This is a genomic window from Kitasatospora cystarginea (assembly GCF_039533515.1).
Taxonomy (GTDB): domain Bacteria; phylum Actinomycetota; class Actinomycetes; order Streptomycetales; family Streptomycetaceae; genus Kitasatospora; species Kitasatospora cystarginea.
Genome location: NZ_BAAATR010000037.1, coordinates 36,485 through 62,338 on the forward strand (window position 1 = coordinate 36,485; position 25,854 = coordinate 62,338).

20 protein-coding genes are annotated in these 25,854 nt (G+C 71.3%); 9 read left to right on the forward strand and 11 right to left on the reverse strand.

Annotated features, from left to right (window positions below; genetic code table 11):
• Positions 1 to 108 precede the first annotated feature (108 nt).
• The 4 genes from ABD369_RS30975 (at position 109) to ABD369_RS30990 (ending at position 4,022) form a co-directional block, all read left to right on the forward strand.
• The gene (locus ABD369_RS30975) at positions 109 to 1,338 is read left to right on the forward strand and encodes a S53 family peptidase (RefSeq protein WP_344639900.1); all 1,230 of its coding nucleotides are present in this window, start codon (positions 109 to 111) and stop codon (positions 1,336 to 1,338) included.
• A gap of 515 nt (positions 1,339 to 1,853) precedes the next feature.
• On the forward strand, positions 1,854 to 2,306 hold the full coding sequence (locus tag ABD369_RS30980) for a hypothetical protein (RefSeq protein WP_344639901.1): 453 nt from the start codon (positions 1,854 to 1,856) through the stop codon (positions 2,304 to 2,306).
• Positions 2,306 to 2,608, forward strand: a complete 303-nt coding sequence (locus tag ABD369_RS30985; protein ID WP_344639902.1) for a transcriptional regulator — start codon at positions 2,306 to 2,308, stop codon at positions 2,606 to 2,608. The genes ABD369_RS30980 and ABD369_RS30985 overlap by 1 nt, the downstream gene beginning before the upstream one ends.
• Before the next feature lie 469 nt (positions 2,609 to 3,077).
• The gene (locus ABD369_RS30990) at positions 3,078 to 4,022 is read left to right on the forward strand and encodes an EamA family transporter (RefSeq protein WP_344639903.1); all 945 of its coding nucleotides are present in this window, start codon (positions 3,078 to 3,080) and stop codon (positions 4,020 to 4,022) included.
• Between the two features lie 247 nt (positions 4,023 to 4,269).
• Here ABD369_RS30990 and ABD369_RS30995 read toward each other — a convergent pair whose 3' ends face one another.
• From ABD369_RS30995 to ABD369_RS31010, 4 genes are all read right to left on the reverse strand, one after another.
• Entirely contained in the window at positions 4,270 to 4,872 is a 603-nt protein-coding gene (locus ABD369_RS30995) for a DUF1707 domain-containing protein (protein WP_344639904.1), read from the reverse strand.
• The gene (locus tag ABD369_RS31000) at positions 4,872 to 6,095 is read right to left on the reverse strand and encodes a cytochrome P450 (RefSeq protein WP_344639905.1); all 1,224 of its coding nucleotides are present in this window, start codon (positions 6,093 to 6,095) and stop codon (positions 4,872 to 4,874) included. The genes ABD369_RS30995 and ABD369_RS31000 overlap by 1 nt, the downstream gene beginning before the upstream one ends.
• A gap of 547 nt (positions 6,096 to 6,642) precedes the next feature.
• On the reverse strand, positions 6,643 to 7,152 hold the full coding sequence (locus ABD369_RS31005) for an RICIN domain-containing protein (protein ID WP_344639906.1): 510 nt from the start codon (positions 7,150 to 7,152) through the stop codon (positions 6,643 to 6,645).
• 224 nt (positions 7,153 to 7,376) lie between these two features.
• Positions 7,377 to 7,838: an SRPBCC family protein gene (locus ABD369_RS31010; protein WP_344639907.1), complete on the reverse strand. Its 462-nt coding sequence runs from the start codon at positions 7,836 to 7,838 to the stop codon at positions 7,377 to 7,379.
• Between the two features lie 392 nt (positions 7,839 to 8,230).
• Here ABD369_RS31010 and ABD369_RS31015 point away from each other — a divergent pair, with 392 nt between their 5' ends.
• The 3 genes from ABD369_RS31015 (at position 8,231) to ABD369_RS31025 (ending at position 13,502) form a co-directional block, all read left to right on the forward strand.
• A complete protein-coding gene (locus ABD369_RS31015) occupies positions 8,231 to 9,112 on the forward strand; it encodes an endo alpha-1,4 polygalactosaminidase (RefSeq protein WP_344639908.1) in 882 nt (293 codons plus the stop codon).
• 712 nt (positions 9,113 to 9,824) lie between these two features.
• Positions 9,825 to 12,569 (forward strand): ATP-binding protein, encoded by a 2,745-nt coding sequence (locus ABD369_RS31020; RefSeq protein WP_344639909.1) that lies wholly within the window; start codon positions 9,825 to 9,827, stop codon positions 12,567 to 12,569.
• An 84-nt stretch (positions 12,570 to 12,653) separates the two neighbouring features.
• Entirely contained in the window at positions 12,654 to 13,502 is an 849-nt protein-coding gene (locus ABD369_RS31025; protein ID WP_344639910.1) for a sulfurtransferase, read from the forward strand.
• Positions 13,503 to 13,596: 94 nt separating this feature from the next.
• Here ABD369_RS31025 and ABD369_RS31030 read toward each other — a convergent pair whose 3' ends face one another.
• A complete protein-coding gene (locus ABD369_RS31030) occupies positions 13,597 to 14,529 on the reverse strand; it encodes a LysR family transcriptional regulator (RefSeq protein WP_344639911.1) in 933 nt (310 codons plus the stop codon).
• Positions 14,530 to 14,600: 71 nt separating this feature from the next.
• On the opposite strand from ABD369_RS31030, the gene ABD369_RS31035 reads away from it, so the two are divergent.
• Positions 14,601 to 16,019 (forward strand): FAD-binding oxidoreductase, encoded by a 1,419-nt coding sequence (locus ABD369_RS31035; RefSeq protein ID WP_344639912.1) that lies wholly within the window; start codon positions 14,601 to 14,603, stop codon positions 16,017 to 16,019.
• 64 nt (positions 16,020 to 16,083) lie between these two features.
• Complete coding sequence (locus ABD369_RS31040; RefSeq protein WP_344639913.1) at positions 16,084 to 16,701, forward strand: maleylpyruvate isomerase family mycothiol-dependent enzyme; 618 nt, start codon at positions 16,084 to 16,086, stop codon at positions 16,699 to 16,701.
• Between the two features lie 176 nt (positions 16,702 to 16,877).
• Here the strand turns inward: ABD369_RS31040 and ABD369_RS31045 are convergent, their stop codons facing one another.
• From ABD369_RS31045 to ABD369_RS31070, 6 genes are all read right to left on the reverse strand, one after another.
• Positions 16,878 to 17,882, reverse strand: a complete 1,005-nt coding sequence (locus tag ABD369_RS31045; protein WP_344639914.1) for a cytochrome d ubiquinol oxidase subunit II — start codon at positions 17,880 to 17,882, stop codon at positions 16,878 to 16,880.
• A 36-nt stretch (positions 17,883 to 17,918) separates the two neighbouring features.
• Positions 17,919 to 19,250: a cytochrome ubiquinol oxidase subunit I gene (locus tag ABD369_RS31050; RefSeq protein ID WP_344639915.1), complete on the reverse strand. Its 1,332-nt coding sequence runs from the start codon at positions 19,248 to 19,250 to the stop codon at positions 17,919 to 17,921.
• A 100-nt stretch (positions 19,251 to 19,350) separates the two neighbouring features.
• A complete protein-coding gene (locus ABD369_RS31055) occupies positions 19,351 to 20,232 on the reverse strand; it encodes a LysR family transcriptional regulator (protein ID WP_344639916.1) in 882 nt (293 codons plus the stop codon).
• A 146-nt stretch (positions 20,233 to 20,378) separates the two neighbouring features.
• Entirely contained in the window at positions 20,379 to 22,142 is a 1,764-nt protein-coding gene (locus ABD369_RS31060) for a fatty acyl-AMP ligase (RefSeq protein ID WP_344639917.1), read from the reverse strand.
• Between the two features lie 51 nt (positions 22,143 to 22,193).
• Positions 22,194 to 23,435, reverse strand: a complete 1,242-nt coding sequence (gene ccrA / locus ABD369_RS31065; RefSeq protein WP_344639918.1) for a crotonyl-CoA carboxylase/reductase — start codon at positions 23,433 to 23,435, stop codon at positions 22,194 to 22,196.
• 69 nt (positions 23,436 to 23,504) lie between these two features.
• Positions 23,505 to 25,847 carry an acyltransferase domain-containing protein gene (locus tag ABD369_RS31070; protein ID WP_344639919.1) on the reverse strand — a complete coding sequence of 781 codons (2,343 nt, stop codon included), beginning with the start codon at positions 25,845 to 25,847 and terminating at the stop codon, positions 23,505 to 23,507.
• Between the last annotated feature and the right edge of the window lie 7 nt (positions 25,848 to 25,854).

Genomic DNA, 25,854 nt, shown 5'->3' on the forward strand with positions numbered 1-25,854 from the left:
GACCGGTGGTGACGCCGCGAGGGACGGGTTGAGGACGCGAACCCGAGTGTGCGGCGGCGGAGATCCGCCGACGAGTTGGGGGCACCCGTCCGGCCCCGGAGGAGTGCCATGCACGGTCTTCGCCCGATCCGATCACTGCTGGCCACGGCCCTGGTGCTGGTGGGTCTGGCCGCCGCTCCGGCCGCCGCCCAGGCTCACGCCTCGCCCACCGGTCAGACTCCGCCGACCGCCGAGCGCGTCTGCTCCCAGCCGGCCGATCCCCTCCAAGCTGCCTGCGGGGCCATGATCCGCACGGACGTGAAGCCCCTCACGTCCCTTCGGCCGGGTGCGACGCCAGCCGGCCTCAGCCCCCTCGACATCAGCCGTGCCTACAACCTGTCCGGCCGGCACGGCGACGGCCGGACGGTGGCGATCACCGTCGCCTTCCACCACCCCAACCTGGAAAGCGACCTGGCCGTCTACCGCCGCCAGTTCCACCTCCCGCCGTGCACCACGGCCAGCGGCTGCCTCCGCGTGATCAACCAGCGCGGCGGCACCACCCTGCCGGCCGCCGTCGCCCCGTCCTGGTCGCTCGAGGAGGCCCTCGACGTGGACGCCGTGAGCGCCGCCTGCCCGGACTGCCGCATCCTGGTCGTCGAAACCGACGACAACTATCTGTCCAACCTGCTCGCCGGGGTCGACCAGGCCGTCGCCCAGGGTGCGAAGTTCGTCTCCAACAGCTGGCTCCTCCGGGAGGTCCCGTTCGAGACCGCCTTCGACTTCCACTTCAGCCGCAACCCCGGCGTCGTCTTCGCCTTCGCCTCGGGTGACGCCGGAGGCGTACCGGTGTACCCGTCCTCCTCCCCCTACGTCACCTCGGTGGGTGGAACCTCGCTGCTCCCCGCGCACAACCAGCGCGGCTTCGTCGAAAGCGCCTGGCGCGGCACCGGATGCGGCTGCTCCGCCTTCGAACCCAAGCCCGCCTTCCAGCACGACTCCATCTGTCCCAACAGTCGCACCACCGCCGATGCCTCCGCGGTCGCGGACCCCGCCACCGGCCTGGCGGTGTACACCACGACCCCCGCCCTCGGCTGGGCCGTCGTCGGCGGCACCAGCCTGTCCACCCCGCTGATGGCGGGGATGTACGCCCTGGCCGGCAAGCCCGCACCCGGCACCTTCCCCAACACCTACCCCTACGCCCATCCGCAGGACTTCCACGACATCACCACCGGCATGGCCGGCGCCTTCTCCGCGGTCCCGGGATACGACGCCCCCACCGGCATCGGCACCCCCGACGGCGTTCGTGGCCTGCAGGATCCCATCGGGCGATGGAACAGCACCGCCGGAGCGAGTAGCTGAGCCACCAGGACCGGTGACGGCGCCGCGCACGCTGCTTGTTGTCCGCTCACCGCTGCTGCGGGCGGGCGGTGGGTGTCAGACCCGACGCCTACCGCCCGCCTCGGCCGTCCGACCCGCTCAGGTGAGTCCGCGAGGTTGGCCACGCGGACTCGATCACGTGAAGGTGATGAGGCAAACGACCCTGTCCGCACCCCGGGTCCCGTTCTTTACCGTGCGGGCGACCTCATCGTTGCAAGCGTAGACGGTCAGAGAGTTCATGCATGGGCCGGACGAGGGCCGTGAACAGCCGCTGCGCCTGATCGCCGATCCGCTGCCGTATCGGGAGAACGCCATCCTGCGCGGACCGGAGCAACTCCCGGTCTCCTTCGAGCGACTGGGACCCGACGAGCTGGCCGCCTCAAACGCCCTCAATGGCCGGGTCCCCCAAGGCACTCACCTTCTTTCCCCCAAGGAAAGAAGGTGGTACTTTCCGTATGAGCAAGTACCTCGGATGACCAGGATGACCAGGGGGACCCATGACCTCGTACGACGCGCGGACCGCGCTCGACGCGATACACCACCACCAGGAGCAGACCCGTGACGCGTATGTGCGCCACGGCTCCTCGCTCCCCTACATGCTCGTCACCGCGTTGTCCGTGTTCGGCTTCAGTGCGGCCGCCGATCTGCAGAACCCCTGGCGCGCCCTCACCCTCCTGGCGGCGGGCGGCCTGATGGCGGGCACGCTGTTCGTGCACCAGCGGCGGGCCCCGGTCCGACGGAAGCCATCCGGCGCGGAGTGGGCGTTCTCCCTATGGCTGGGGGGCGTTGTCATCGTGATCCTGGTGGCGGCGGTGATCGGCGCCCGGCTGCTCAAGCTCCCGGAGCCCGGTGTGATCGCCGGGGCCGTCGCGGCCGTTGCGACCCTGGTGGCCGGGTATGCGACCCGCCCGATCGTCAAGGCCATCACACGCCAGGACGGCCACGTCTGATGGACCCGGACTTCGACGAGTTCCTGCACGCACCGGCCCGGCTCTCGATCGTCGCGCTGCTGGCTCCGGCCGACTGGGTGGAGTTCGGCTTCGTACGGGACAAGGTGGGAACGAGCGACTCGGCCCTGTCCAAACAGGTCGCCGCATTGGCGGAGGCCGGGTACGTCGAGGCGCGCAAGACCCGGAACCGTACGGGGCGGCACACTCACGTCCGCCTCACCGCGCACGGCCGGTGGGCGTTCCAGCGGCACGCCGCGGCCCTGCAGAGGATCGTGGCGGCGGCGCGCGAACCACAGGAGTGAGGTGCGCTGCCCGGTCCCAGCGAGAACTTCGTCTACGCCGAGGGATTGCTCCCCGAGCTGGACACCGTACAGATCGACATCAGCTTCGGCTGCCCGCTCTTCGATGCGGGGCCAGTTCGCCCTGCAGGGCTTCGGAGATGCCTTCGATGGCGAACTTCGCGGCGCGGATGGCGTCGTAGTGGCGCGTGATCGTCACTGGAGATCACCCAGTAGTGCTACCGCGCCAGTTCCGCCAGCCACGGATGACCGGGGTGCACGCGCTCCAGCCACCCGCTGAGGACGTCCGGACGACACGCCCGCCTTCGAGCATGCCATTGCCGCCCTACGCACCGAAGCTCTCCAATCTGCGAATTCCTGCCCGATATCGGGTAGAATTCTTGGCTTCTCGCAACTTCCTCCCGTAACTTCTCGCCGTGTGCGGGAGAAAACGAGAGAGAACGTGAAAGCACGCTTGAGCACGCGGCGACAGGTGGCAAGCACGAAGGCTTCGGCGGGCCTCGAGCAACTTGCCCATCGACCGCAATCGATGTCGGGGATGGCTTGGCTCGCGCTCACAGTCGTCTACATCGTGTGGGGTTCCACCTACCTCGGCATCCGGATCACCGTCGAAACTCTGCCTCCGCTGCTGTCAGCCGGTGCCCGCTTCATCACCGCGGGCGCCCTACTCATCGCCTTGCTGGCGTGGCGGCGAGGTCCCACAGCGCTGCGCGTGGCGCCGCGCCAGCTCGCCTCTGCGGCGCTTGTCGGCCTGCTGCTCCTGACCGGTGGCAACGGCCTCGCCTTCCTCGCGGAGACGCAGTTGCCCTCCGGCCTGACCGCGCTGCTGGTGGCGCTCACGCCGGCGTGGATGACCTTGCTGCGCGTCGGCAGCGGGTACCGGCCCAGCGTCATGGCACTCATCGGCGTTGGACTCGGGGTGTTGGGACTGCTCGTCCTCACCGCGCCAGGCCTGAGCGGCCGGACAGCGGTGACCGGCATCATCGTGATGGTCGCCGGTACGCTGATGTGGGCGCTCGGATCCGTCCTGTCATCCCGACTCCCGCTACCCGGCGATGTGTTCGCGACCAGCGCCTACGAGATGCTGGCCGGCGGCGCAGGTTGTCTACTCCTGGCGATGCTGCACGGTGAGCCAACAGGATTCCACCTGCATGCTGTTTCGGTCCGGTCCTGGGCCGCACTCGCGTACCTTGTCGTATTCGGCTCCATCGGGGCCTTCACCTGCTACGCGTGGTTGCTGCACGCGGCGCCCCTGCCGATCGTGTCGACCTACGCCTACGTCAATCCCGTCGTCGCGGTCATTCTCGGCGCCCTCGTCCTCCGAGAGCCCCTCACCTGGAACATCGTCATTGGCGGCACAGTGATCGTGGCCGCTGTTGCATCGATCGTCAGTGGCGAACGCCATCGCAGCAGGTAGCCAAGAAGGCCCAGGTCCCCCAACGCAACTACAGACCAGCTCGGTTGAGACGACAGGGCCGCATCCGCCCGCACCGGTCCTCCGGCTGACCCGAAGCGGCCCCTCGCTCCGCCGAGCGGGGGGCGCTTCAAGGGTTCCGATGTCGCTCAGGACGGAGACCGGGCCGCCGCGCTCGCGCTGGCGTGCAGCCTGCGTGCGCTCAACGAGGTCTCCAAGGACGTCGGCCCCGGGCCGGCTGCCGCACGGCTCACCGCCGCCCGCTCCACCTCCACCGACCGCCAAGGCCGCGGCGCGAGTAGCGGATGCGGACGCTGCTCATCGAGACCTGGCCCAGCACCCGGAGCACCGGGCTGCCGGGCGCCGGCGCGTCCGTCGCCCGGTTCTTCACCGAGCCGAAGCCCGCCATCACGCCGTGCGTGGTCACCGACCAGCCGCGCGGCACGACCACCTCGACGTTGCCCATGTGCACGTCCACGTCCAGCACCACCTCGCGGTGCCGGCACACGGCCTCGGTGAAGTCGATGACGATGCTGCCCTTGTCGCTGCGGGCGGTCAGCTGCCGGGGCACCTCCCAGTAGCCGTCCTGCTTGAGGCTGCCCGCCAGGGTGGTCAGCTCCAGCGGGCCGCTGAGCCGGGGGTCCGCGGCCGGCAGCAGATCCACCGTCAGCGGCGCCAGTTCGGCGTACGTCTTCGCCGCGTACGCCCGCTCCACCCGCTCCTCGAGCTCCGCCAGATCGATCCGGCCGTCGCCGGCCGCCTCGCCGAGCTGCTCGACGACCTGCTCGCGGTCGTCGTGCGAGGCCCGGTGAACGGGGTCCGGAAGGTGCGCGGGGTGCTGCGGCCCGGTCATCAAGCCGTTTCCGTCCAGGTGACCGGCAGCTCGTGGACGCCGTAGATGTTCATGTCGGTCCTGAGCTTCACCTCGTCGGCGGGGATGGCGAGCTTGAGGGTCGGGAAGCGGCGCAGCAGTCCGTCGAACCCGGCGCGCATCTCGATGCGGGCCAGTTGCTGGCCGAGGCACTGGTGGATGCCGTGGCCGAAGGACAGGTGACCGCGGGCCTCGCGGTGGATGTCCAGGGTGTCGGGGTTGTCGAAGCGCCGGGGGTCGCGGTTGGCGGCCAGCATCGAGACGACGACGGTCGACCCCTCGCGGATCGTTTCACCGCCGAGTTCGATGTCCTCCGCGGCGTAGCGGTAGAGGACGTCGACGACGGACAGGTAGCGCATGAGTTCCTCGACGGCACCGGGCAGGAGTTCCGGGTTGGCGCGCAGTTCGGCCAGCTGCTCGGGGTGCTCCAGGAGCGCGAAGGTGCCCAGCCCCAGCATGTTGGCCGTGGTCTCGTGACCGGCGAGCAGCAGCAGGAAGGCCATGCCGATCAGCTCCTCGATGCTGAGGTCCTCATCGCGGGCCAGGTCGGACAGTATGTCCTCGCCGGGGGCGGCACGCTTGCTCGTGACCAGTTCGGCGAGGTAGGTGGTCATCGCGCCGTACGCGGCCATCTTCTCGTCGACCGGCTGGTCCTTGACCATGAACTTGGCGGTGTTGACCTGGAAGTTCTCCCGGTCCGCGTAGGGGACACCGAGCAGTTCGCAGATCACCAGCGAGGGCACCGGCAGCGCGAACTCCTTGACCAGGTCCACCGGCGGGGTGAGGCGCGCCAGTTCGTCCAGTTGCCGCTCGGCGATGCCGATGATGCCCTCTTCGAGCTGCTTCATCCGCCTGACGGTGAAGGCGCCGGTGAGCTTGCGCCGCAGCCGGGTGTGGTCCGGCGGATCCATGCTGATGAACAGGCCCGGCACCTGCGGGGACGGTTCGGTGATCTCGGACATGCCGGGGACCTCGAACGGCACGTGGAGAAGCCCGAGGTCCTGGCGGGAGCTGAACCGGGTGTCCGCCATGAGCTGGCGGACCGCGTCGTAGCCGGTGACGAGCCAGCCCTCGTGACCGTCGGGAAAGACCATGGGACTGACCGGGCGGGCTTCGCGCAGCCGGGTGATCTGGCGGGGCGGGTCGAAGGGGCCCGCATCGCGCTCCATGGGGAGGCCGTGCGGGATGGGAGCCGTCTGACTCATCGGGTTTCCTTTCGCGGCGGTTGTTACGGCCACACTCGCCGAGGGACCTGACACAGGACTGACACGGCTCTGACACCGACGCCTGGCCGCACCAGTTCAAGCTCCGCATTCGCTATGCCGTCGGGCCGGCCGCGCCTCGGATGACGCGATGTCCTCACTCTGCAACGATCGGCAAGTCGCATACTCGGCACGGGAAGCGGCTCCGGGGAGACGGGCCACCCCGGCCCCCGGCCACGCGTACGGCCCTTGGCCACGAGCGGACATGCGACCTCGCTCGGGGCTGACCGGGACTCGATACAGGGCCTGGCCAGCAACCACGAGACCCAAGTAGGCCCCCGCCTGTCGGCGGGGGCCTACTGCTTGCCAAGCCCTACAGGCCAGCCGGCTTACCCCCGTCCCCGTAGGGTGGGTGACCCACCGAACCAGCCCTGGATCTGCAGAGCCGACTCTGCGCCGAGCTCCTGGCTGACCACTCACTTCCAGGTCCGGGTCCCCGTACCGTGGCCGGAGGTGTCGCGGTGTCGGCCGGGTCAGCCCGTCGCGGTGGTCAGGAGACGTTCCAGAGCTGGTCGGCGACGTCGCTGCACGGCCACTGGATGATCGGGTTGCCCCAGGACATGCTGCCGCCCCGGTCGCTTATGCACATGTTCGAGTTCTTGTTGATCAGGTGGATGGGCCCGGTGTCACTGCCGCTGGTGTACCAGATCTGGTTCGCACCCCCGTGGCAGGTCCACTGCCCGAGCTGGGCCCCCGGGGCGGTGGTCCAGCCGGGCGCCTCCAGGCACATGTGGTTGGCGTTGACGAGCTCGATGCCGTCACCGGACTGCACGAAGTCCCATGCCTGGTCGGAGTTGTGGTTGCACTCCCACTGGATGGCCGGCGTCCCGTTCGCGCTGCCGCCCCCGGATATCCCGAGACAGATCCCCGACTTCTGGTTCTGCAGACCCGGCGCCGCCGCCGAGGCGCTCTGCTGTGACGCCACCGTCGACGAGAGCACCAGCACGAACAGGGCGCCCACGGTCCTGGCGGTCCGTCCGAAACTGAAGGTCTTTTGCATGTCCACTCCCCGATCATGGGCATTCACTCGAATGCGAACTGACACTCTGCCACAACCGGTGGGCCCGGCTCACCGACGTGCGGGGGGGTTCAGACGGTGCGCCGCCGGTAGTACGCGAAGGTCACGCGAGCACGATTGGGCCGGCCACCAGCCGTTGCGGTACGAGACCTCCTCGAACCCGAAGGTGTGCGTCCAGGTGAGCGGCATGGGTTCGAAGAGCACCACTACATCTGATCGGCGGCCGGGCCGGCCGTGAGTGCGGCGTCGGCAGCGTCCAGGATCTTGCCGAAGGTGTGGGCGATGACGGGTTTGGCGAGTGCGCGGGTGACGGCCGAGCCGAAGGGGAGGCGGACCTGGAAGGTGGTCGTCCATGCGACTTCGGTGCCCCCGGCGACCTCGGTGAAGGTCATGCGGCCGAGCTCGTGCCGGGACGGCGGGAAGCTGCGTTCGACGGTGTAGTCGAAGTCGTACGGCGGGTTGTAGCCGGTGACCCGCTCGCGGAACCAGCCGATCGCCCAGGTGTGCAGCCGGACCGCGCCCACTCCGTACGGCGCACCCGCGCCCGGCCGGGCCAGTCGCGCCCTGAGGATGAGCGGGGAGCGGGTGTAGTTGGTGGTCGTGGCGCACCAGTCGAACACGTCCGCGATCGGCGCTGCGATGACACGTCGAACGGTCAAGGTCTCCATCTTCGCTCTTCTCCTGTCCGGTGGTGGCGCGGAACGACGGCCGCGCTCGGCAGGTAGACGGCGCACCGCCCGGGAACGTGACGACGTCGATGGTGATGCGCGTCACGCTGCGGTGAACTCGGCTGCCGCGCGAGGGGCGTCCCCGAGCGCTACGACCCGGCTGCCACCGCAAGAGCGGTGCGGGAGTCCCTGCCTGCCGAGTAGGCCTCAGGTGGTGGCCGGGATCGTCGGGGGGTGCGCAGCCGATACCCGGTGGTGAAGGACCGCTCCGGGACCCGGTCGGTGACAGCCGCCACCGAGGCCGCGTAGGATCACCGCACGGCACTCGCCTCGTCGAGCCTCCCACACCGCTCCGAGGGCACGACTTCTTACATGATTGATGGAGCATCACTTTGACCGCCAACGACGGCTTCCGCACCCAACGGCGTTGGACGGCATGCCTGGTGGCAGTCGCCGGAATGACCGCGGCCGTGCTGTCCGCCTGCGCCTCCACGGCGACGACCACCACCGCACCGCCCCGTGCCACCGAGACGACAGGTACCGGCGAGTCGGCCGGTGCCGCCAAGGTGAGCCTGCCTCCGGTCCACGCCGGCTTCGACTACCAGATCGGCGACCCGTACACCCCGCCGCCCGGCGTGGCGATCGTCAGCCGGGACCACACGGCCTCCCCGGCAGCCGGGATGTACAACGTCTGCTACGTGAACGCATTCCAGGCCCAGCCGGACGAGCAGGGCCAGTGGCCCGCCGACCTGTTGCTGCACGACGCGCACGGTCAGGTGGTCGTCGACTCCGACTGGAACGAGGCTCTGCTGGACATCAGCACGACCGACCGGCGCGCCCGCGTGGCGGCCAGGGTCGACCAGTGGATCGACGAATGCGCCGGGAAGGGCTTCAACGCCGTCGAGCTCGACAACTACGACAGCTACACCCGCTCGAACGGCACGCTCACCGCCGCCGACGCCGAGGCGTTCATCACCCTGCCAGCCGCACACGCCCATGCGCGCGGCCTGGCCGTCGGCCAGAAGAACAGCGCGGACCTCGCGGGTGACAGGTCCCGGACCCACCTGGACTTCGCCGTTGCCGAGGAGTGCGCCGAGTACGACGAGTGCGGCACGTACGCTTCCGCGTTCGCCGATCACGTCCTCGTGATCGAGTACACCGACCAGGGCCTGCGCAGCGCGTGCTCCGCCTTCGGCAGCCGGCTCAGCATCGTCCGCCGGGACAAGGGCGTGACCGCGCCGGACCACAACGACTATGTCCGCCGGACGTGTTGAGCCGTCTCTTGAGCTTGATCCGCTTTGACGGACACCCCTGAGTTCGACGCCGGCCAGCCTTCGCCGACTCCGAGACCCGCTTCCCTTTGGACACCGGTTTCACCACCCGGAGCGACGAGGCGCCGACCTGTGCCGCATCATGGAGCAACGGTGTTGATGCATGCACGACTTGACGTACAGTCATGCACTTCTGCGACACGGCGCGCGTGCGTGTCCACTTTGACTTTCGAACCAGTTCGGCCGCTTCCAGTACCCAGCCCAGAGCTCCCAGGTCCAGCGGGCCGGCCAGGCGCAGGCCGAGCACGACTTCGTCCAGAAGCTGCTGGCGATGAGTTCGTGTAGGCGCCTTCGCCCTCGAAGTCCTGCTGCCAGACCAGGTTTCCGCTGCAGCCGTAGCCTCCTGCGTGGGCGGTGCCCGAGATGCCTGTCACCAGACCGGCCGCCAGCACGGCCGATGCGCCGACCCCGGCCAGGCGCCGCTTCAGCCCGGACTCCCTCATGTCCATCGCCTCCTGCTTCCTCCGCTTCCCCGGAAAGGACGCCTTTCCTGGACGAGAACCATCGTCGACTGCCGCAGCCGCCGATCCCATGGCGTTGACTTGCCGCTCGTCTGGTCTTTCGTCACCGCGATGGTCTACGGTCATGGGTTGACCGGCGGCACGGGAACCACGGGCCGCCGGCCGTGTCTGACGACTGTCGGCGGGGGATGCACATGCCTGGGCAGTTCGGGGAAGCACTCCGGCGCCACCGGTTGCGGGCCGGTCTCACACAGGAGGAGCTTGCGGAGCGGTCCGGTGTGTCCGTGCACGCGATCAGCGTGCTGGAGGCCGGCCGGCGGAGCCCGCGGCTGTCCTCCGTGTCCAGACTCGCCGCGGGTCTCGGCCTGGAGCCGGCCGACCAGGAGCAGCTGATCGCGGCGGCCCGCAGGCCGGATGCTCCCGCCGCCCCGGCCGCTGGCACCGACAGTCCGGCAGACCGACCGCAGCACCGCACCGCACCCTGCCAACTGCCGTACGACACCCGGCTGTTCACCGGTCGCACCCGGGAGCTGGAGCAGCTGCTCCGGGTGGCCGAAGGAGCACCCGCGGGCAGCCACGCGGGAATGGTGGTGGTCTCCGCGATCGACGGGATGGGAGGCGTCGGAAAGTCCGCGCTGGCCGTCCACACCGCCCACCGGGTTCGCGCCCACTTCCCCGACGGCCAGCTGTTCATCGACCTGCACGGCCACACCCCCGGCACCGCACCGCTCACCGCCGAGGACGCCCTGGGCCTGCTGCTGCGCTCTCTCGGCGTACCTCCGCAGCAGATCCCCCGGGATCCGGGCGAGCGCGCCGCGTTCTACCGTGACCGCCTCGCCGGGACCCGCACCCTGGTCCTCCTGGACAACGCTGCCAACGCTGCCCAGGTCCGGCCCCTGCTGCCCGGCATGCCCGGCTGCCTGGTCCTGATCACCAGCCGCACGCACCTCGCCGGCCTCGACGACGCACACCTCCTCGCGCTCGACGTCCTGCCCGGCCCCGAGGCCATCGCCCTGCTGCACGAGGCCGCCGGCCCCGGCCGCATCCCCGCCGACCACCCGGCGACCGCCGACCTGGTCGACCTCTGTGCCCGCCTCCCCCTGGCCATCCGCATCTCCGGCGCCCGGCTGCGCCACCACCGCGCGCTGCGGGTGGCGGACCTGGTCGAGCAACTACAGGACGAACACAGCCGCCTGGACCACCTCCAGGACGAGGACCGCAATCTGACGGCCGTCTTCGACGCCTCCTACGCCGCCCTGTCCGACGCCGAACAGCAGCTCTTCCTCCACCTGGGCCAGATCCCCGGACCGGACTTCGACCCCTTCGCCGCCGCCAACCTGGCCGGCACCGACCACCGCACCGCCGAACGCCTCCTGGAGTCGCTGCTGGACCACAACCTCCTCATCCAGCACACGCCGGGTCGCTACCGCTTCCACGACCTCGTCGGCCTCTACGCGCGCACCCGGCGCGACCGGCTCGGGAGGGAGGAATCCGAGGCCGCCCTGGAACGGCTGCTGGACTACTACCAGCACACCGCCCGAAGAGCCGACCACCACCTCGCCCGCCGCAGCAGACCCGGATCGCCGGCACTCCCCACGGCGCCCGTCACCGCACCGCAACTGGCCGACCGGGACGCCGCCCTGACCTGGATGCGCGCCGACCGCGACAACCTGACCGCCGCCGTCACCCATGCCACCGCCGACGCCCGGCACTCACACGCCGTCGCGCTCACCGCCGCCCTGGCCACCGTCCTGCTCCTGGACGGCCCCTGGACGCAGGCCGCCGGGCTGCACCAGTCCGCGGCAGCCGCCGCACACGCACTGGGAGACCGCAACGGCGAGGCGGCGGCCCTCTGCGACCTGGGCCGCACGTACCACGCGACCGGGGACTACCACGCCTCGGCCGAACTGTACGAGCGGGCGCTGGCCATCTACCAGGACATCGGCGACCGCCGCGGCGAGGCGGCCGGCCTGCACGAGCTCGGCCGCATCCGCGTCCTGACCGGGGACTACGACGCGGCGGCCGAACTGCACGAGCTGGCCCTGGTGATCTTCCAGGACCTCGGCGACCGCCTCGCCGAAGCACGAACGCTGTGCGATCTGGGCCGCGCGCGCCATTCGACGGGCGACTCCCCTGCAGCCATCTCGCTGATGGAGCGGGTCCTGGCGCTGTACCGGTCATGCGGTGACCGCCGGGGCGAGGCAGGCGCCCTCCACGACCTGGGCTACGTGCTGCACGAGACCGGTGACTACCCGGCCGCCGCGAAGCTGCACCAACAAGCCCTGACGATCTACCGCAGCATCGGCAGCCGCCAAGGCGAGGCCATCATCCTGTGGAACCTCGGCCGCGCCCGGCACGCGACCGGGGACTTCCCGGCAGCCGCCGAACTGCACGAGCAAGCCCTGACGATCTACCGCAGCATCGGCAGCCGCCAGGGCGAGGCCGACGCACTCCAGGGCCTGGGCCGCGTACGGCACGCGACCGGGGACTTCCCGGCAGCCGCCGACCTCTACCGGCAGGCCCTGACGATCTACCAGGGCATCGGCAGCCGCCCCGGCCAGGCCGAACTTCTCACCAACCTGGGCGCGTTGGTCGCGGACACCACCGGCCCTCGCGAAGCCCTGCCTCTCTACCAGGAGGCCATGCGGCTCGCCCGCCAGATCCACAGCCCCCTCGACGAGGCCAGGGCCCTGGAAGGCACCGCCCACTGCTCCGCGCAATTCGGCGACCGCGACACCGCACTCACCGACCTCCGGCAGGCCGTGGCCATCTACCGACGCATCGGCGCCCCCCAAGCCCCGGCCGCCGCCGCCCGCCTCACCGCCTGGGAGACCACCGATCTCCGCGCCGACCCACCCCGAGCGCTCACGGCAACCCTCGCTCAGCCGACCGCCACGTCCCCGCGGTCGAAGCATCGTTCACGGCACCGCCCCGGCTGAGCCCGCACTCCACCGCTGCTCCCGGCCGGCACCTCACCGACCTGCTACCGTGCCGGCGCCCGCGCGAAGACGAAGAGGTGTGCGATGAGTTCCCTGCCCCTGTCCGGCCCGCTGGTCACCGTCGAGTGGCTGGCCGGCCACCTCGGCCACCCCGACCTGGTGGTGCTCGACGCCAGCGTCGGCGCCGCCCGGGGCGCCGGGACGGCGATCGCCGGCGCCCGGGTGTTCGACATCGACGGGGTGATGTCCGACCACGACGACCCGCGCCCGCACACCATGCCCGGTACCGAGCAGTTCGTCCGCGAGATGCGGGCCCTGGGCGTCAACGACCGCTCCACCGTGGTGGTGTACGACGCCGTCGGCGTCTACTCCAGCGCACGGGCCTGGTGGATGCTGCGCTCGATGGGCTTCGACCGGGCCGCCGTCCTCGACGGCGGCCTGCCCGCCTGGACGGCCGCCGGCCACCCGTGCCGCCCGTTCGACCAGGAATCGCCCGCCCCGGGCGACTTCACCGCGCGGCCCCGCACCGGGCTGCTCGTCGACAGCGACACCGTGCGGACGGCACTCGCTGACGAGGCCTCGGCCGTTCTCGACGCCCGCTCCCGGGGCCGGTACGCGGGCACCGAGTCCGAGCCCCGGCCCGGCCTGCGCGGCGGCCACATGCCCGGCGCCGCCAACCTGCCGTTCACCGAACTGCAGGCCGACGGCCGGATGCTGCCCGTCGAGGAGCTCCGCTCCGCCTTCGCCGAGGCGGCCGGCGGCCGCGAGCGGCTGCTGTTCAGCTGCGGCTCCGGCGTCACCGCCTGCGTGCTCGCCCTCGGCGCCGAGCTGGCCGGCTACCGCGACCTCGCGGTGTACGACGGCTCCTGGAGCGAGTGGGGCCTGCCCTCCGATCTGCCGGTCGTGACCGGCACCGATCCCGGCGAGGAGTAGCACCCGGCACCGAGATCCGTTGCATTTGTGATCACCTACCGGGCAGCCGGCTCCGTGAAAGCGCGAGGGCTGTGGTGGCCGCGATGTCACGGCGTCAAAAAGACGTGTGGTTGACCGGTTCGGGGGACGGGAGTTCCGCCCGGAGCCGTTGGAGCAAGGCCCTTGCTGCCGTGCCGGCAGGGCCGTCGCTGCGCCAGGTCAGCGCGATCCGGCCGCGCGGCTGCGGGGCGACCAGTTCCAGCGAGCGCAGGCCCAGCGCAGTCGCCGCGCCGTCCGGGAGGGCCGGCAGCACGGCTACGCCGAGTCCGCGGACGGCCAGTTGGGCGAGCAGGTACGGGGTAGCCGCCTCGAAGGCGATGCGCGGCTGGAAACCCGCGGCGGCGCAGGCCCGGTCGAGGACACCGCGCAGGCCGGTGCCGCGCGGCAGGGTGATCAGCGGGCGGTCGCGCAGGGCGGCCATCGGGATCTCGGTGCCCTCGGTGCACGCGACCAGCGGGTCCTCCGGGGCGAGGACGGCAACCAGCGGGGTGTCGATGATGATCTGGTGCGACAGGCCCGGCGATGATTCGGCGTCCGTCAAACCGACCAGCGCGAAGTCGAGTTCGCCGCTGTACAGCGCGGCGTGCATCCGCTCGGAGGTGTCCTCGCTGAGGGTGATCTCGATCTGCGGGTGCTCGTCGTGGAAGTCGGCGAGCACCGAGGCCACGTCGAGCTCGTGGGTGGCGGTGCCGGGAACCAGACCGATTCGGACTCGGCCGCGCAGCAGCCCGGTGAATTCGTCCACCGCCTGCCGGACGCCGTCGAACGCGGCGATCGCGGCACGTGCGTACGGCAGGACGGCCCGCCCGGCCTCGGTGACGGTCACCGAGCGGCCGGAACGATCCAGCAGCTGTTGCCCGAGTTCCCGCTCCAGTTGCCGGATCTGATTGCTGATTCCCGGTTGGGCGAGCCGGAGCCGGGCGGCGGCCCGGGTGAAGTTGGCTTCCTCCACCACGGCAACGAAGTACTGCAGCTGACGGAATTCCATAACTGCTGATTCTAGTTACGAGACCTGCGAAGTATTGGACCTATAGCAGAGCGTGCTGGCATGCTGAAGCCATGGGGAACGCCAACCACCGGAATTCGCAAGAATTACCCACATTCCACGGCCCGGTCTTTCGCCCGGGCGATGCCGGGTACGACGACGAGGTCTCCGGCTTCCAAGCGGCCTACAGCCACCAGCCGTTGCTGGTGGTCGGTGCGGCAGACGCCGACGACGTCCGCGCGGCCGTGTCCTACGCGGCGAGTGAGGACCTGCCGGTCGCGGTCCAGTCGACCGGGCACGGCCTGTCGGTGGCCGGCCAGGACGCGGTGCTGATCAGCACCCGCCGGCTGACCGAGCTGACGATCGACCCCGACAGGGGAACTGCCCGGATCGGCGCCGGAGTTCGGGCCGCCGAGCTGATCGCGGCCGCCGGCGAGCACGGGCTGGCCCCGCTCAACGGCTCCTCGTCGACCGTCGGCGTCGTCGGCTACACCCTCGGCGGCGGAATCGGTCTGATGGCCCGGCAATTCGGCTACGCGGCCGACCACGTGCGGGCGATCGAGATCGTCACCGCCGACGGCGAGCTGCGCCGGCTCGAACCGGGCGACGAGCTGTTCGGCGCGGTCCTGGGCAGCGGCGGCAACTTCGGTGTCGTCACCGCCCTGGAGACCAACCTTGTCCCGGTCCGCACCATCTTCGGCGGCCAGTTGGTCTTCGACACGCCGCTGGTCGAACAGGCGGTGGAGACCTGGCGGCAGTGGAGCGCCACGGTTCCGGACGAATTGACCTCCTCGGTCACCTTGATCGGCTTCCCCGACATTCCGCCGGTCCCCGCCCCGATGCGCGGCCGGTACGTGGCGTCCGTCCGGATCGTCTACAACGGACCGGCCGAGGAGGGCGAGCGCCTGGTCGCACCGCTGCGCGCGGTCGGCGACCGGATGATCGACGCCCTGCAGACCCTCCCGTACACCCAGTGCGCGGCGATCCACCAGGACCCGGCCGACCCGCACCCGTACGCCGCGACCAACGCGCTGCTCGGGGAGTTCCCGGCGGAGGCGGTGCGCGCGGTGCTGGACGTGGCCGGCCCGACGTCCCCGGTGCCGTGCCTGGTGGACATCCGCCACCTGGGCGGCGCGCTGCGCACCGCCGGGCCGGGCGGGATCGCGGTGGACCACCGCGAGGCGGAGTACGCCGTCCGGGTGATCTCCTCGCCGGGCTTCGGCGGGGTCGGCCCGGACGCGATCCGCGAGCGGCACGCGCTGCTGCGCGAGGCCCTCGCGCCGTGGACGCTCGGTCACAGCCTGGCCTTCCTCTACGGCGACGGCGAGCACGCGGACGAGGCGCAGACCCGCTTCGGCTACCAGGCGACCACCTACGAACGACTGGCCGCGCTGAAGGCCGCGCACGATCCCCGGAACCTGTTCCGGTTCAACCGCAACATCCGCCCCGAGTCGAAGTCCGCCGAGGCGGACGGCGGCCCCGGCGCCGAGTGACACCGGGCGGTCGGCCGGAGAACCGCCGGTACTCCGGCCGGCCGCCGCACGACAGGAGAGCAGCATGGACATCCGAAGCGCGATCGCGGCCGAGCGCCGGGAGTTGGCCGACGTCCTGGACGGACTGTCGCCCGAGCAGTGGGACGCGCCGACGCTGTGCGAGGGGTGGCGGGTCCGCGAGGTCGCGGCCCACATGTCAGTGGGGTTCCGCTACTCGTTCCCGCAGCTGGCGCTCGACCTGGTGAAGGCCGGAGGCAATCTGAACCGGATGGGCGACCGGGTCGCCCGCCGGGATGCGGCCGCCATGACCGAACGCCAGATGGCCGCCACTGTGCGGGACAACGCGGACCATCCGTGGACTCCCCCGGTCGGCGGGATCACCGCGGCCCTGGGCCACGACGTGATCCACGGCCTGGACATCACGGTGCCGCTGGGCTTGGACCGCAAGGTGCCGCTGGAACGGGTCGAGGCCGTCCTGGCCGGCGTGGGCACCAGGACGCTCAAGTTCTTCGGTGCCAAGCTCGACGGGGTCCGGCTGACCGCCGACGATCTCGACTGGTCCTTCGGGTCCGGCGCCCCGGTGTCCGGCTGCGCGCAGGACCTCCTGCTGGTCGTGTACGGCCGCAAGGTGCCCGCTGGTCGCCTCAGCGGCGAGCTGGCCGCCCGCTTCGCCGCGGCCTGACCCCTCCGGCCGGCCCGCGCCATCCGCGCCGCCGCCACAGACTGACTGTCCGCCAACCCCAGAGGCCGGCAGTCGGGCCGTTCCGCCCGTACGGACCCCCGTGGTACGGGCGGAACGGCTTTTCCGCGTCCGGCGTCAGGCATCCGGAGTGCCACCCGATCAGGACGCCAAGACGTTCAGCCCGCCACCGGCTCCGGTGCCCGTCCGGCCGACCGACCCGGCGCGAAGACCCGCCAGAACCAGGCCTGGGCGAAGGCCACCGCGACCAGCGCCGGCAGCACCGTCACCGCCAGCAGGGTGAGTGTGGAGGAGGCCGCGACGGCGTCGCCGAGGCTCAACTCCCCCACCCCCGAGCGGGTCGCCAGGGCCGTGGTTCCGTTGGCGATGCCGACACTGACCGGCAGCGCGATGAGCGGGGCCGCACCGCGCGCCAGCGCCCGGACGGTCTTCCCGTTGGCGTGGTCCCGTCCGGAGCCGAGCACCGCGATCGCCGGGAAGAGCCCGTTGATCGCCACCGCCACCTTCGCGTCGCAGCTCACCAGGCCGATGACCGCGGTGAGCAGGATCAGTCCGGCCAGCGCCAGGGTGAGCTGCTTGGCCAGCCGGTCCGCCCGCTCGCCGAGCGGGTTGTCGCCCCCGGCTGACAGAGCCGTGAAGAAGATGCCCTGCCGCAGGCTCGCCAGCACCAGGACGGCCGCGCTGCCCAGCGTGAACGGGTGCAGCAGGTCGCCGAGGGTCGCGGTGGGCTGCCCGCCGCCGCCGATGGACAGCCCGCGGATCAACACCGAGAGCACCACGCCCCAGCCGGCCGCCAGCACCAGGCTGGCGACGGGCAGCACGGCGTCCCAGGCCCGACGCCAGCCGGCGCCCGGGTGCGCGGAGCGGAACCAGAGCGCGGCGTCGCGCAGGAACCAGGCGAGCAGCAGCAGGGTCACCGGGATCCGCAGACCGGCCAGCAACTTCCCTTCCAGCAGGGGCAGGGCGCCGAACAGCAGACCGACGAAGGCGACCAGCCACACCTCGTTCGCCAGGAACAGCGGCACGACGAGGCGGCGCATCCGCGCGCGGTCGGCCTCGTCACGGGCGAACGGGATCAGCATGCCGACGCCGAAGTCCGCGCCCTCCAGGGTCAGATAGCCGACCAGGAGCAGGCCGACCAGCGCGTACCAGAAGATGTCCATCAGCAAGTCTCCGTCAACCGGGCGTGTGGGGCAGGATCAGTAGGTGTGCGGAACACTCGTCCCCCCTGGTCCGCCCGCTCCGACGGCCACGGGCGTGCCGCCGTCCGGCCGACGTCCGTCCACCGGGAAGAGGTCGTCGGCGGCGAGCAACCCGCCGTCCGGGCCGAGCAGGGCGTAGCGGCGCAGTAGCGAGACGTCGACGACCGCCAGGACGGTCAGGACGACGGTGAAGGCGATGTACGAGGTGAGCATCCCTCCCCACGACACGTCGCCGATCGCCTGCTTGACGGTGAGTTCGCCGGTGACCATCCAGGGCTGGCGGCCGACCTCACGGGTGAGCCAGCCGCAGATCAGGCCCAGCGGGGCGAGCGGCAGCAGGATCACGGCCAGCCGGAGCCGGAAGGTCCTGGCGGGCAGTGGCTTGCCGCCGCCCCGCGCCGCAGTGGCCGGGATCCAGCCGAGCAGCAGCACCAGGACGCCGATCACCATCATCAGGTTGGACGGACCGGTGATCCAGGACGGGGGCGCCCAGTCGCCGACCCCGTGCAGGGCCTCGGCCGCGGCCTTGGCCTTCTCCACCTCGTCGTGCTCGCCGGTGAGGATCCCGAACTTGGCCGGCTGGTAGTCCTTCAGCGGCCCGTAGGACGCGAAGCCAACCACGATCGCCACGAAGGCGCCGATCGTGGCCAGCAGCGAGCCTTGCACCAGGGTCGGGCGGAAGAACTCCACCTCCCGGCCCCGGCGGATGTGGTAGGCGCTGACGGCGGCGAGGAACAGCCCCGCCAGCACGGACACCGCACCTGCGATGTGCGCCAGGGCGATCCAGGTGGCCTCGTTGGTGAGGACCGCGAACCAGTCCGTCACCTCGGCCGCACCGTTGCGCATCTCGTAGCCGACCGGCTTCTGCAGGAAGCCGTTCACCACCATGATCCAGAATGCCGAGGCGTACGCGGTCAGGGCGACCAGCCAGATCAACACGGCGTGCACGCGGGCCGGCAGCCGGTTGAAGCCGAACGCCCACAGGCCCAGGAAGGTCGACTCGAGGAAGAACGCGACAATGGCCTCCACCGCCATCGGCGCCCCGACGATGTTGCCCATGACGTGGGACAACCCGGACCAGTTGAGCCCGAACTGGAATTCCTGGGCCAGGCCGCTGATGATGCCGAGCGCGTAGTTGATGACGTAGAGACCGCCCCAGAAGCGCACCCGGCGCATCCGGGTCGCGCGCAGCTCCGGGTCGGTGGTGCGCAGCCCCCTGGTCTGCATGCACGCAACCACCGTGACCAGCCCGAGGGTGAGGGCGACGAACAGGAAGTGCAAGGTCGCTGTGGTCGCGAACTGCAGTCGCGCCAGATCAACTTCCGTCACGTGTCATTCTCCGATGAACGGGTTCCCACCTGCGAGCGGCGGGCGAACCTGGCCGCGTCGCGCACGAACGTCGTTGCGGCTAATGGTTTTTGAGATCTCGTCATATCAATACGGTACGCGTGTAGGAGACCAGGGCGCGGGCCGCGGGGCCGAGACCGCCGCCGGGCCGCCAGGCGATCGCGAGCCGGGCGCGCAGGTGTGGGCTGGGGATCCGCACCGGGTGCAACTGATCCGCGTTGGCGCTGACGAACGGCTCGGGCAGGATCGCCACCCCGAGACCGCGCGAGGCGAGTTGGGCCAGCACCCGCGGGTCGCTCGCCTCGAAGGCGATCCGGGGGCTGATGCCCGCAGCTGCCCAGGCCGCGTCGGAGGCCGCCCGCAGGCCGCTGCCGGCGGGCAGGCACATCAGCGCGTGGTCCTGCAGCTCGTCCACGGTGACGGTGCTCCGCTGGGCCAGCGGATGGTCGTGGCTGACCGCGCCGACCAGCGGCTCGTCGGCGATGACCTGCACGTCCAGCCCGGGCGGAGGGTCGGCGGACAGGCCGATGATGGCGACATCGACCCGGCCGGCACGGGTGGCCTCCACCAGTTGCTCGGTGCTGCCCTCGGACAGGGATATCTCGACAGCGGGGTACTTCTCGCTGAAGTCGGCGATCACCTCGGGCAGGCTGAGTGACAGCGAGGAGGCCACCGAGCCGACCGTGACCTGGCCGTGGACCACACCGGTGAGGTCGTCCACGGCGTTGCGCAGGCTGTCGGCGGCGGCCAGCACGACGCGCGCGTGCGGCAGCGCGGCCAGGCCGTACTCGGTCAGCTGCACCGAACGGCCGCTTCGGTCCAGCAGGTTCTGGCCGAGCTCCCGTTCCAGTCTCCGCACCTGCGCGCTCACGCACGGCTGGGTCACGTAGACCCGGGCGGCGGCCTTGGTGAAGCTGCCTTCTTCGGCAACGGCAACGAAGTACTCCAACTGACGCAACTCCATGCCGCGAGTCTAGGCATCCGGTTCGTCAATATCACTGGTTTTTATGGGACTTGAGTTTGATCCGGGTTCGGTGTCGAAAGTCGCGCGTCGCCCGTCCGTGGGAGGACGGGCGACGCGCGCCGCGGGCCGCGGGCCGCGGGCCGCGGTCAGGACGCGACCGGTTCGAGCCTCCCGCCGAGCCGCTGCAGCCGGCCTGCCAGGTAGAGATCCCGGCAGTACCGGCGGCGCACCTTGCCGCTGGTGGTCTTCGGCAGGTTGCCGCGGCGGATCAGCACCACCTCGTCGAGGTCGATCCGGTGGTTGCGCCGCACCGCCTCGCGCACCGCGGCCACCATCTCGTCCTCGGCCATCCGCTTCAGCACGGCGGTGTCGGCCTCGACCACGACGACCACGGCCTCGCGCTCGCCGTCCTCCACCGGGAACGCGGCAGAGGACGCCGGGCGCAGCAGCGGATGGCTGGATTCCACCGTCCGTTCGATGTCCTGCGGGTAGTGGTTGCGGCCCTTGATGATGATCAGGTCCTTCAGGCGGCCGGTGACGTACAGCTCGTCGCCGCGGACGAAGCCCATGTCCCCGGTGCGCAGGTAGGTCACGGCGCCCTCCTCACCCGTGATCCGGGCGCGGAAGACCCGCTCGGTCTCCTCCTCGCGGCCGATGTAGCCGGCCGTCACGCACGGGCCGTCCACCCAGATCTCGCCCACCCGGTCGGAGCCGACGGCCCGCCCGGTGGCCGGGTCCACGATCCGTACCCGGGTGTCGCCGACCACGGTCCCGCAGCTCACCACGGAAGCGGTGGGCCGGTCCTCGCCCCGCTCGTCCGCGGCGGGCACCGGCACCACCCGGCCGGTGCGCAGTGCCTCGGCGTCGAGCCGCAGGGCGGCCGCCCGGATCTCGGGCGGGCAGCCGGCCACCTTGAGCGTGTTCTCGGCCAGGCCGTAGGCCGGAGCCATGGCCGCCGGGGGCAGTCCGTACTCGGCGAACGCCTCGGTGAAACGTTCCACCGTCGCCGCGCGCACCGGCTCGGCACCGTTGATCGCCACCCGCCGGTGCGAGAGGTCGACCGGGTGCCGGGGCCCACCACTGCGCACGACCAGGTCGTAGGCGAAGTTCGGCGCCGCGGTGTGCGTGCCCCGGAAGCGCGAGAGTGCCTCCACCCACCGGGCCGGGCGGCGGATGAACGCCTCCGGGCCCATCAGGTAGGCCGGGTGGCCGGACCACAGGGGCAGCACCACACCGAGCATCAGGCCCATGTCGTGGAAGAACGGCAGCCAGGAGACCATGACGCCGTCGTCGCCGACCGGCCACAGGGCGTCGGTCTCCTCGGCGTTGGCCCAGAAGTTGGCGTGGGTGACCATCACGCCCTTGGGCGAGCCGGTGGAGCCGGAGGTGTACTGCAGCAGGGCCACGTCGGACAGGCTCACCCCGGGCAGCCGGGCCGGCTCTCCGGAGGCGGGCAACTCGTCGGTGGCGATCAGTTCGAGCCCGGCGAGGTCGGGCAGGCCGCCGAAGTCCGCGAGCACCTGCTCACGCACGGCACGGGTGGTGAGCACCAACGTGGTGCCCGCGTCGTCGGCGATCCCGCGGAGCCGCTGCACGCCGTACTCGCGGGTCGGCACCTGGACCGGTGCTCCCTGGAGTCCGGCCGTGGCGCAGGCCAGCCAACCCCGGATGAACTCCAGGCAGGTGGGGTACATCAGCACCGCGCTGGGCGTGCTGCCGGCCAGCCGCGCGAGGGCAGCGGCCCGGCCCCGCACGGCGTCGTGCAGTTCCCGGTAGGTGGTCTGCTCGCCCGGTTCCTCGCCGTTGACGAGGTGGACGTAGGCGACCTGGTCCGGGGTCTCCTCGGCCCTGCGGGCGAGGATCTCGGTGAGTGGCGACGGGCGTCGTCCGGTTCTGGTTCCAGTACTCATGGCCGTCCGTTCGTCGTGGGCTTGCGTCCGCCGGCTGACCGGAGGCGGCCGTCAGCCGAGGTCGGTCAGGCCCGCGCGGGACGCGTTGACGAGGGCGGCCATGTTGCCGGGGGGCTGGCGGTTCTCGTGCATCAGCTGGTGCGCGTCACCGATCTTGTCGAAGGTGAACGGGTCGGACAGGCAGGGGTCGACCAGCCCGGCCGAGACCAGCTGGATCATGGCGCGCACCTGCGACGGGTTGAAGCCGTGGGAGCCCTGGAGGCGCTTCTGGCGCATCCACAGGAAGCGCAGGTCGACGTCGGCCGCGTAGCCGGAGGTGCCACCGCAGATGACCACCATGCCGCCGGTGTCGCACAGGTACATCGAGGTGGGGATGGTGTCCTGGCCGCTGTGCTCGAACACGATCCTCGGCGCGCGCCGCTCGCCGAGCTCCTGCCAGAAGGCCTTGCCGAAGGCACGGACCTGGCCCATCCACTCACCGTAGGCGGGGTCCATCAGGTCGGGCATCCGGCCCCAGTGGGTGAACTTGGTGCGGTCGATGTAGCCGACCGCACCGAGCTTGCGGCAGTACTCGCCGCGCTCGTCGCTGGAGACCACCGCGACCGGCAGGCCGCCGGCGTTGCGCACCAGCTGGATGGCGATCGAGCCGAGGCCGCCCGCGCCGCCCCAGACCAGCACCGGGTCACCGGGCTGGACCGTGTTGCCCGCCCAGCCGAAGAGCTGGCGGTAGGCGGTGGCGCCGGTCAGGATGAACGAGGCCGCCGACTCCCAGGTCAGGTTCTTCGGCTTCGGGTGGCACTGGAAGTCCTGCACCAGCGCGAACTGGGCGAAGGAGCCGAAGTTGGACTCGAAGCCCCAGGCCTTGGTGCTGTCGGCCATGGTCGGGTCGGTGCCCAGGCGGATGTCCTCGGCGTGCTCGTCCCACTGCCCGCCCGAGAGCACCACGTGGTCGCCGATCTTGACTCCGGCCACGTTCTCGCCGACCGCGAAGACCACGCCTGATCCCTCGGACCCGCCGATGTGGAAGTTCTCCGGCTCGCCCGCCTTCTGCCGGGCGCGGATGACGTCGAGCGGGAAGCCCAACCCGGCCCAGACGTTGTTGTAGTTGATGCCGGCCGCCATCACCCACACCAGCACCTGGCCGGGCCCCGGCTTGGGCGTGTCGATCACCTCGACGGCGAAGGACTTGATCGGCTCGCCGTAGCGGTCCGGGCGGATCAGGTTGGCGTACATCTTCTCGGGCACCTCGCCGAGCGGGGGCATCTCGCCGAGCTCGTAAAGGGACTTCACCATGGTTGTTGCCTCCTGCTGTTGGTGGTCCGGCCCCGGGCACGCGTGCGGGCGTGCCCGGGGAGGGATGCGTCAGTTCGCGGGTACCGGAAAGGCGGTGCGCCGGAACGGGTAGCCGGGCACGGCGGTCTTCCGGGGGGTCTGCGGCGCGTGGAGTTCCGGCCAGGCCACGTCGGCCCCGGCCGCCCACAGGCCGCCCAGCGCGGCCAGCAGGATCTTCACGTCCGAGGTCGGGTCGGTCGGGTGCGGCAGCGCCTGAAGGATCTCGTGCTCCTCGCGCAGTTGCGGGTGGCGGCGGGCAAGTGAGGACAGGCTCGTGCCGGGGCCGCATTCGACCAGGACGCTGTGCGGGATCGCTGCCAGCGTGTCGAGCACCTCGTGGTAGCGGACGGTCCGGCGCATATGGTCGCGCCAATAGCCGGGGGTGGCGATCCGTGCGGGCTCGACCCAGGTGCCGGTGGTGTCCGAAATGACCGGGACGGACGGCTCGTTGAGCTCGATGCCAGCCACGAACGCCTCGAACTCGTCCAGCACCGGGTCGACCAGCGAGGAGTGCCCGGCACCGGGGATCTTCAGCAGCCGGACCTCGTGGCCGGCCGCCGCGGCCTCCTCGACGAACTGCTCGACCAGGTCCTTCGGGCCGGAGACCGACACCTGGTCCGGTCCGCTGATCGCGCCGATGCCCACGCCCTCCGGGAGCAGCGGGAGCAGGTCGGCCTCGGGCAGTCGGACCGCCGCCATGGCGCCGGGCTTCAGACCGGCGAGCAGTTCGGTGCGCTTGCCGACCAGCTTGATCGCGTCGGGGAAGGAGAACACCCCGGCCACACAGGCGGCCGCGTAGGCACCGAGGCTGTGCCCGACCACTGCGCTGGGGCGCACGCCCCAGCGCGCGAAGGCACGGGCGAGGGCGTACTCGACCACGAACACGCCGGTCTGGGCGATGATGCCGAGCGCCAGCTCCTTGCGCACCCGCTCCTCGTCGTCGGGCGCGGGGTCGACCAACCGGCGCGGGTCCAGGCCCTGTTCGGCGAGGACGTGCTCGGAGCAGGCGTCGATGTCGACACGGAACCGGGCGTCGGTACGGTAGAGCTCGCGGGTCATTCCCAGGTGCTGGCCACCGTTGCCGGGGAAGGTGAAGACCACCGGCGGCGCCTCACGCCGCGTCTTCCGGGCGGCCCGGCCCGGGGCCTTCGCGGTCTCCAACTCCTCGACCGCCTCGGCGGCGGTGCGGGCCACCACGTAGCGGCGGTGCGGGTGGGCCGTCCGGCCGGTCTGCAAGGTCCAAGCGGCGTCCGGGAGCTCGGCGTCCCCGACGCCCCCCAGGTGGCGGCCGAGGCGGGCGGACAGGTCGTCCAGCCCGGCCGCGGACTTCGCCGAGAAGGGCAGCAGCTGCCAGCCCTCGCCGGCCGGGGCCGACCGCCGGTCCGCGCCGGCGCGGCCGGCCGGGGCCTGCTCGACGATGGCGTGAGCGTGGCCGCCGAACGGGCCGGCGGCACTCAGCCCGACCCGCCGGCAGCCGTCCTCGGCCGGCCAGCCGTCGGCCCCCCCGGGCGGCCCGCCGTCCTGGACCGCCAGCACGCTCTCGATCAGCGCGGCCGTCACGGGAGCGGTGTCGGTGAGGTCCGCGCCGGCCGCCGGCAGGTCGCGGATCAGGACCGACTCCGCACTCACCCCGCCGACCGCGCGGGCGTCCCGGGCGATCCGGGCCCGGGCGGCCTCCGGCTGCTCACCCCGCCCGGCGGTGCCGACCGCCGTGGCCCGGACGACGCCGTAGATCCGGTCGCCGTCCTCCAGTGCCGCCTGCAGCGGCTTGAGCACGACGATCCCGCAGCCGCCGGCGCCACCGCCGTCCTGGGCGACCTGCACGGTGACCGCGCCCGCCAGCGCGAGGTCGCACTCGCCGCCGAGCAGGCCCTGGACTGCCGTGTGCACGGCCACCAGGGCGGTGGCGCCCGCCGCCTGGACGGACACCGCCGGGCCGGTCAGGCCCAGCTTGTAGGCGGCCCGGGAGGCCAGGAAGTCTGCGCCGGTGGCCGCCCGGATCTCCCGGTCATCCACATGCACCAACCGGTCGGCCCGGGCCCGCAGCCGCGCCGCGTGCGACGTGCTGGCGCCGCCCGCGTAGATGCCGACCACGAGATCGTCGGCCGCGACCTGGACGCCCGCGTCCTCCAGTGCGTGGTACGCGCACTCCAGCAGGATCCGCTGTTGCGGGTCCATGATCACGGCCTCCCGCGGGGAGATGCCGAAGAACGTGTTGTCGAACGCGTACGGGTCGTCGAGGGCCAGGTCCGGGCCGGCCGCCGTACGCGGCTGCCCTCGGAAGGCCTCGACATCGGCCGCCGGCCCGAAGCGGGCCGCCACACCGACGATGGCGATCTCCGCCCCACCATCGGCAGGGTCGTATTCGGTCATGCTGGTC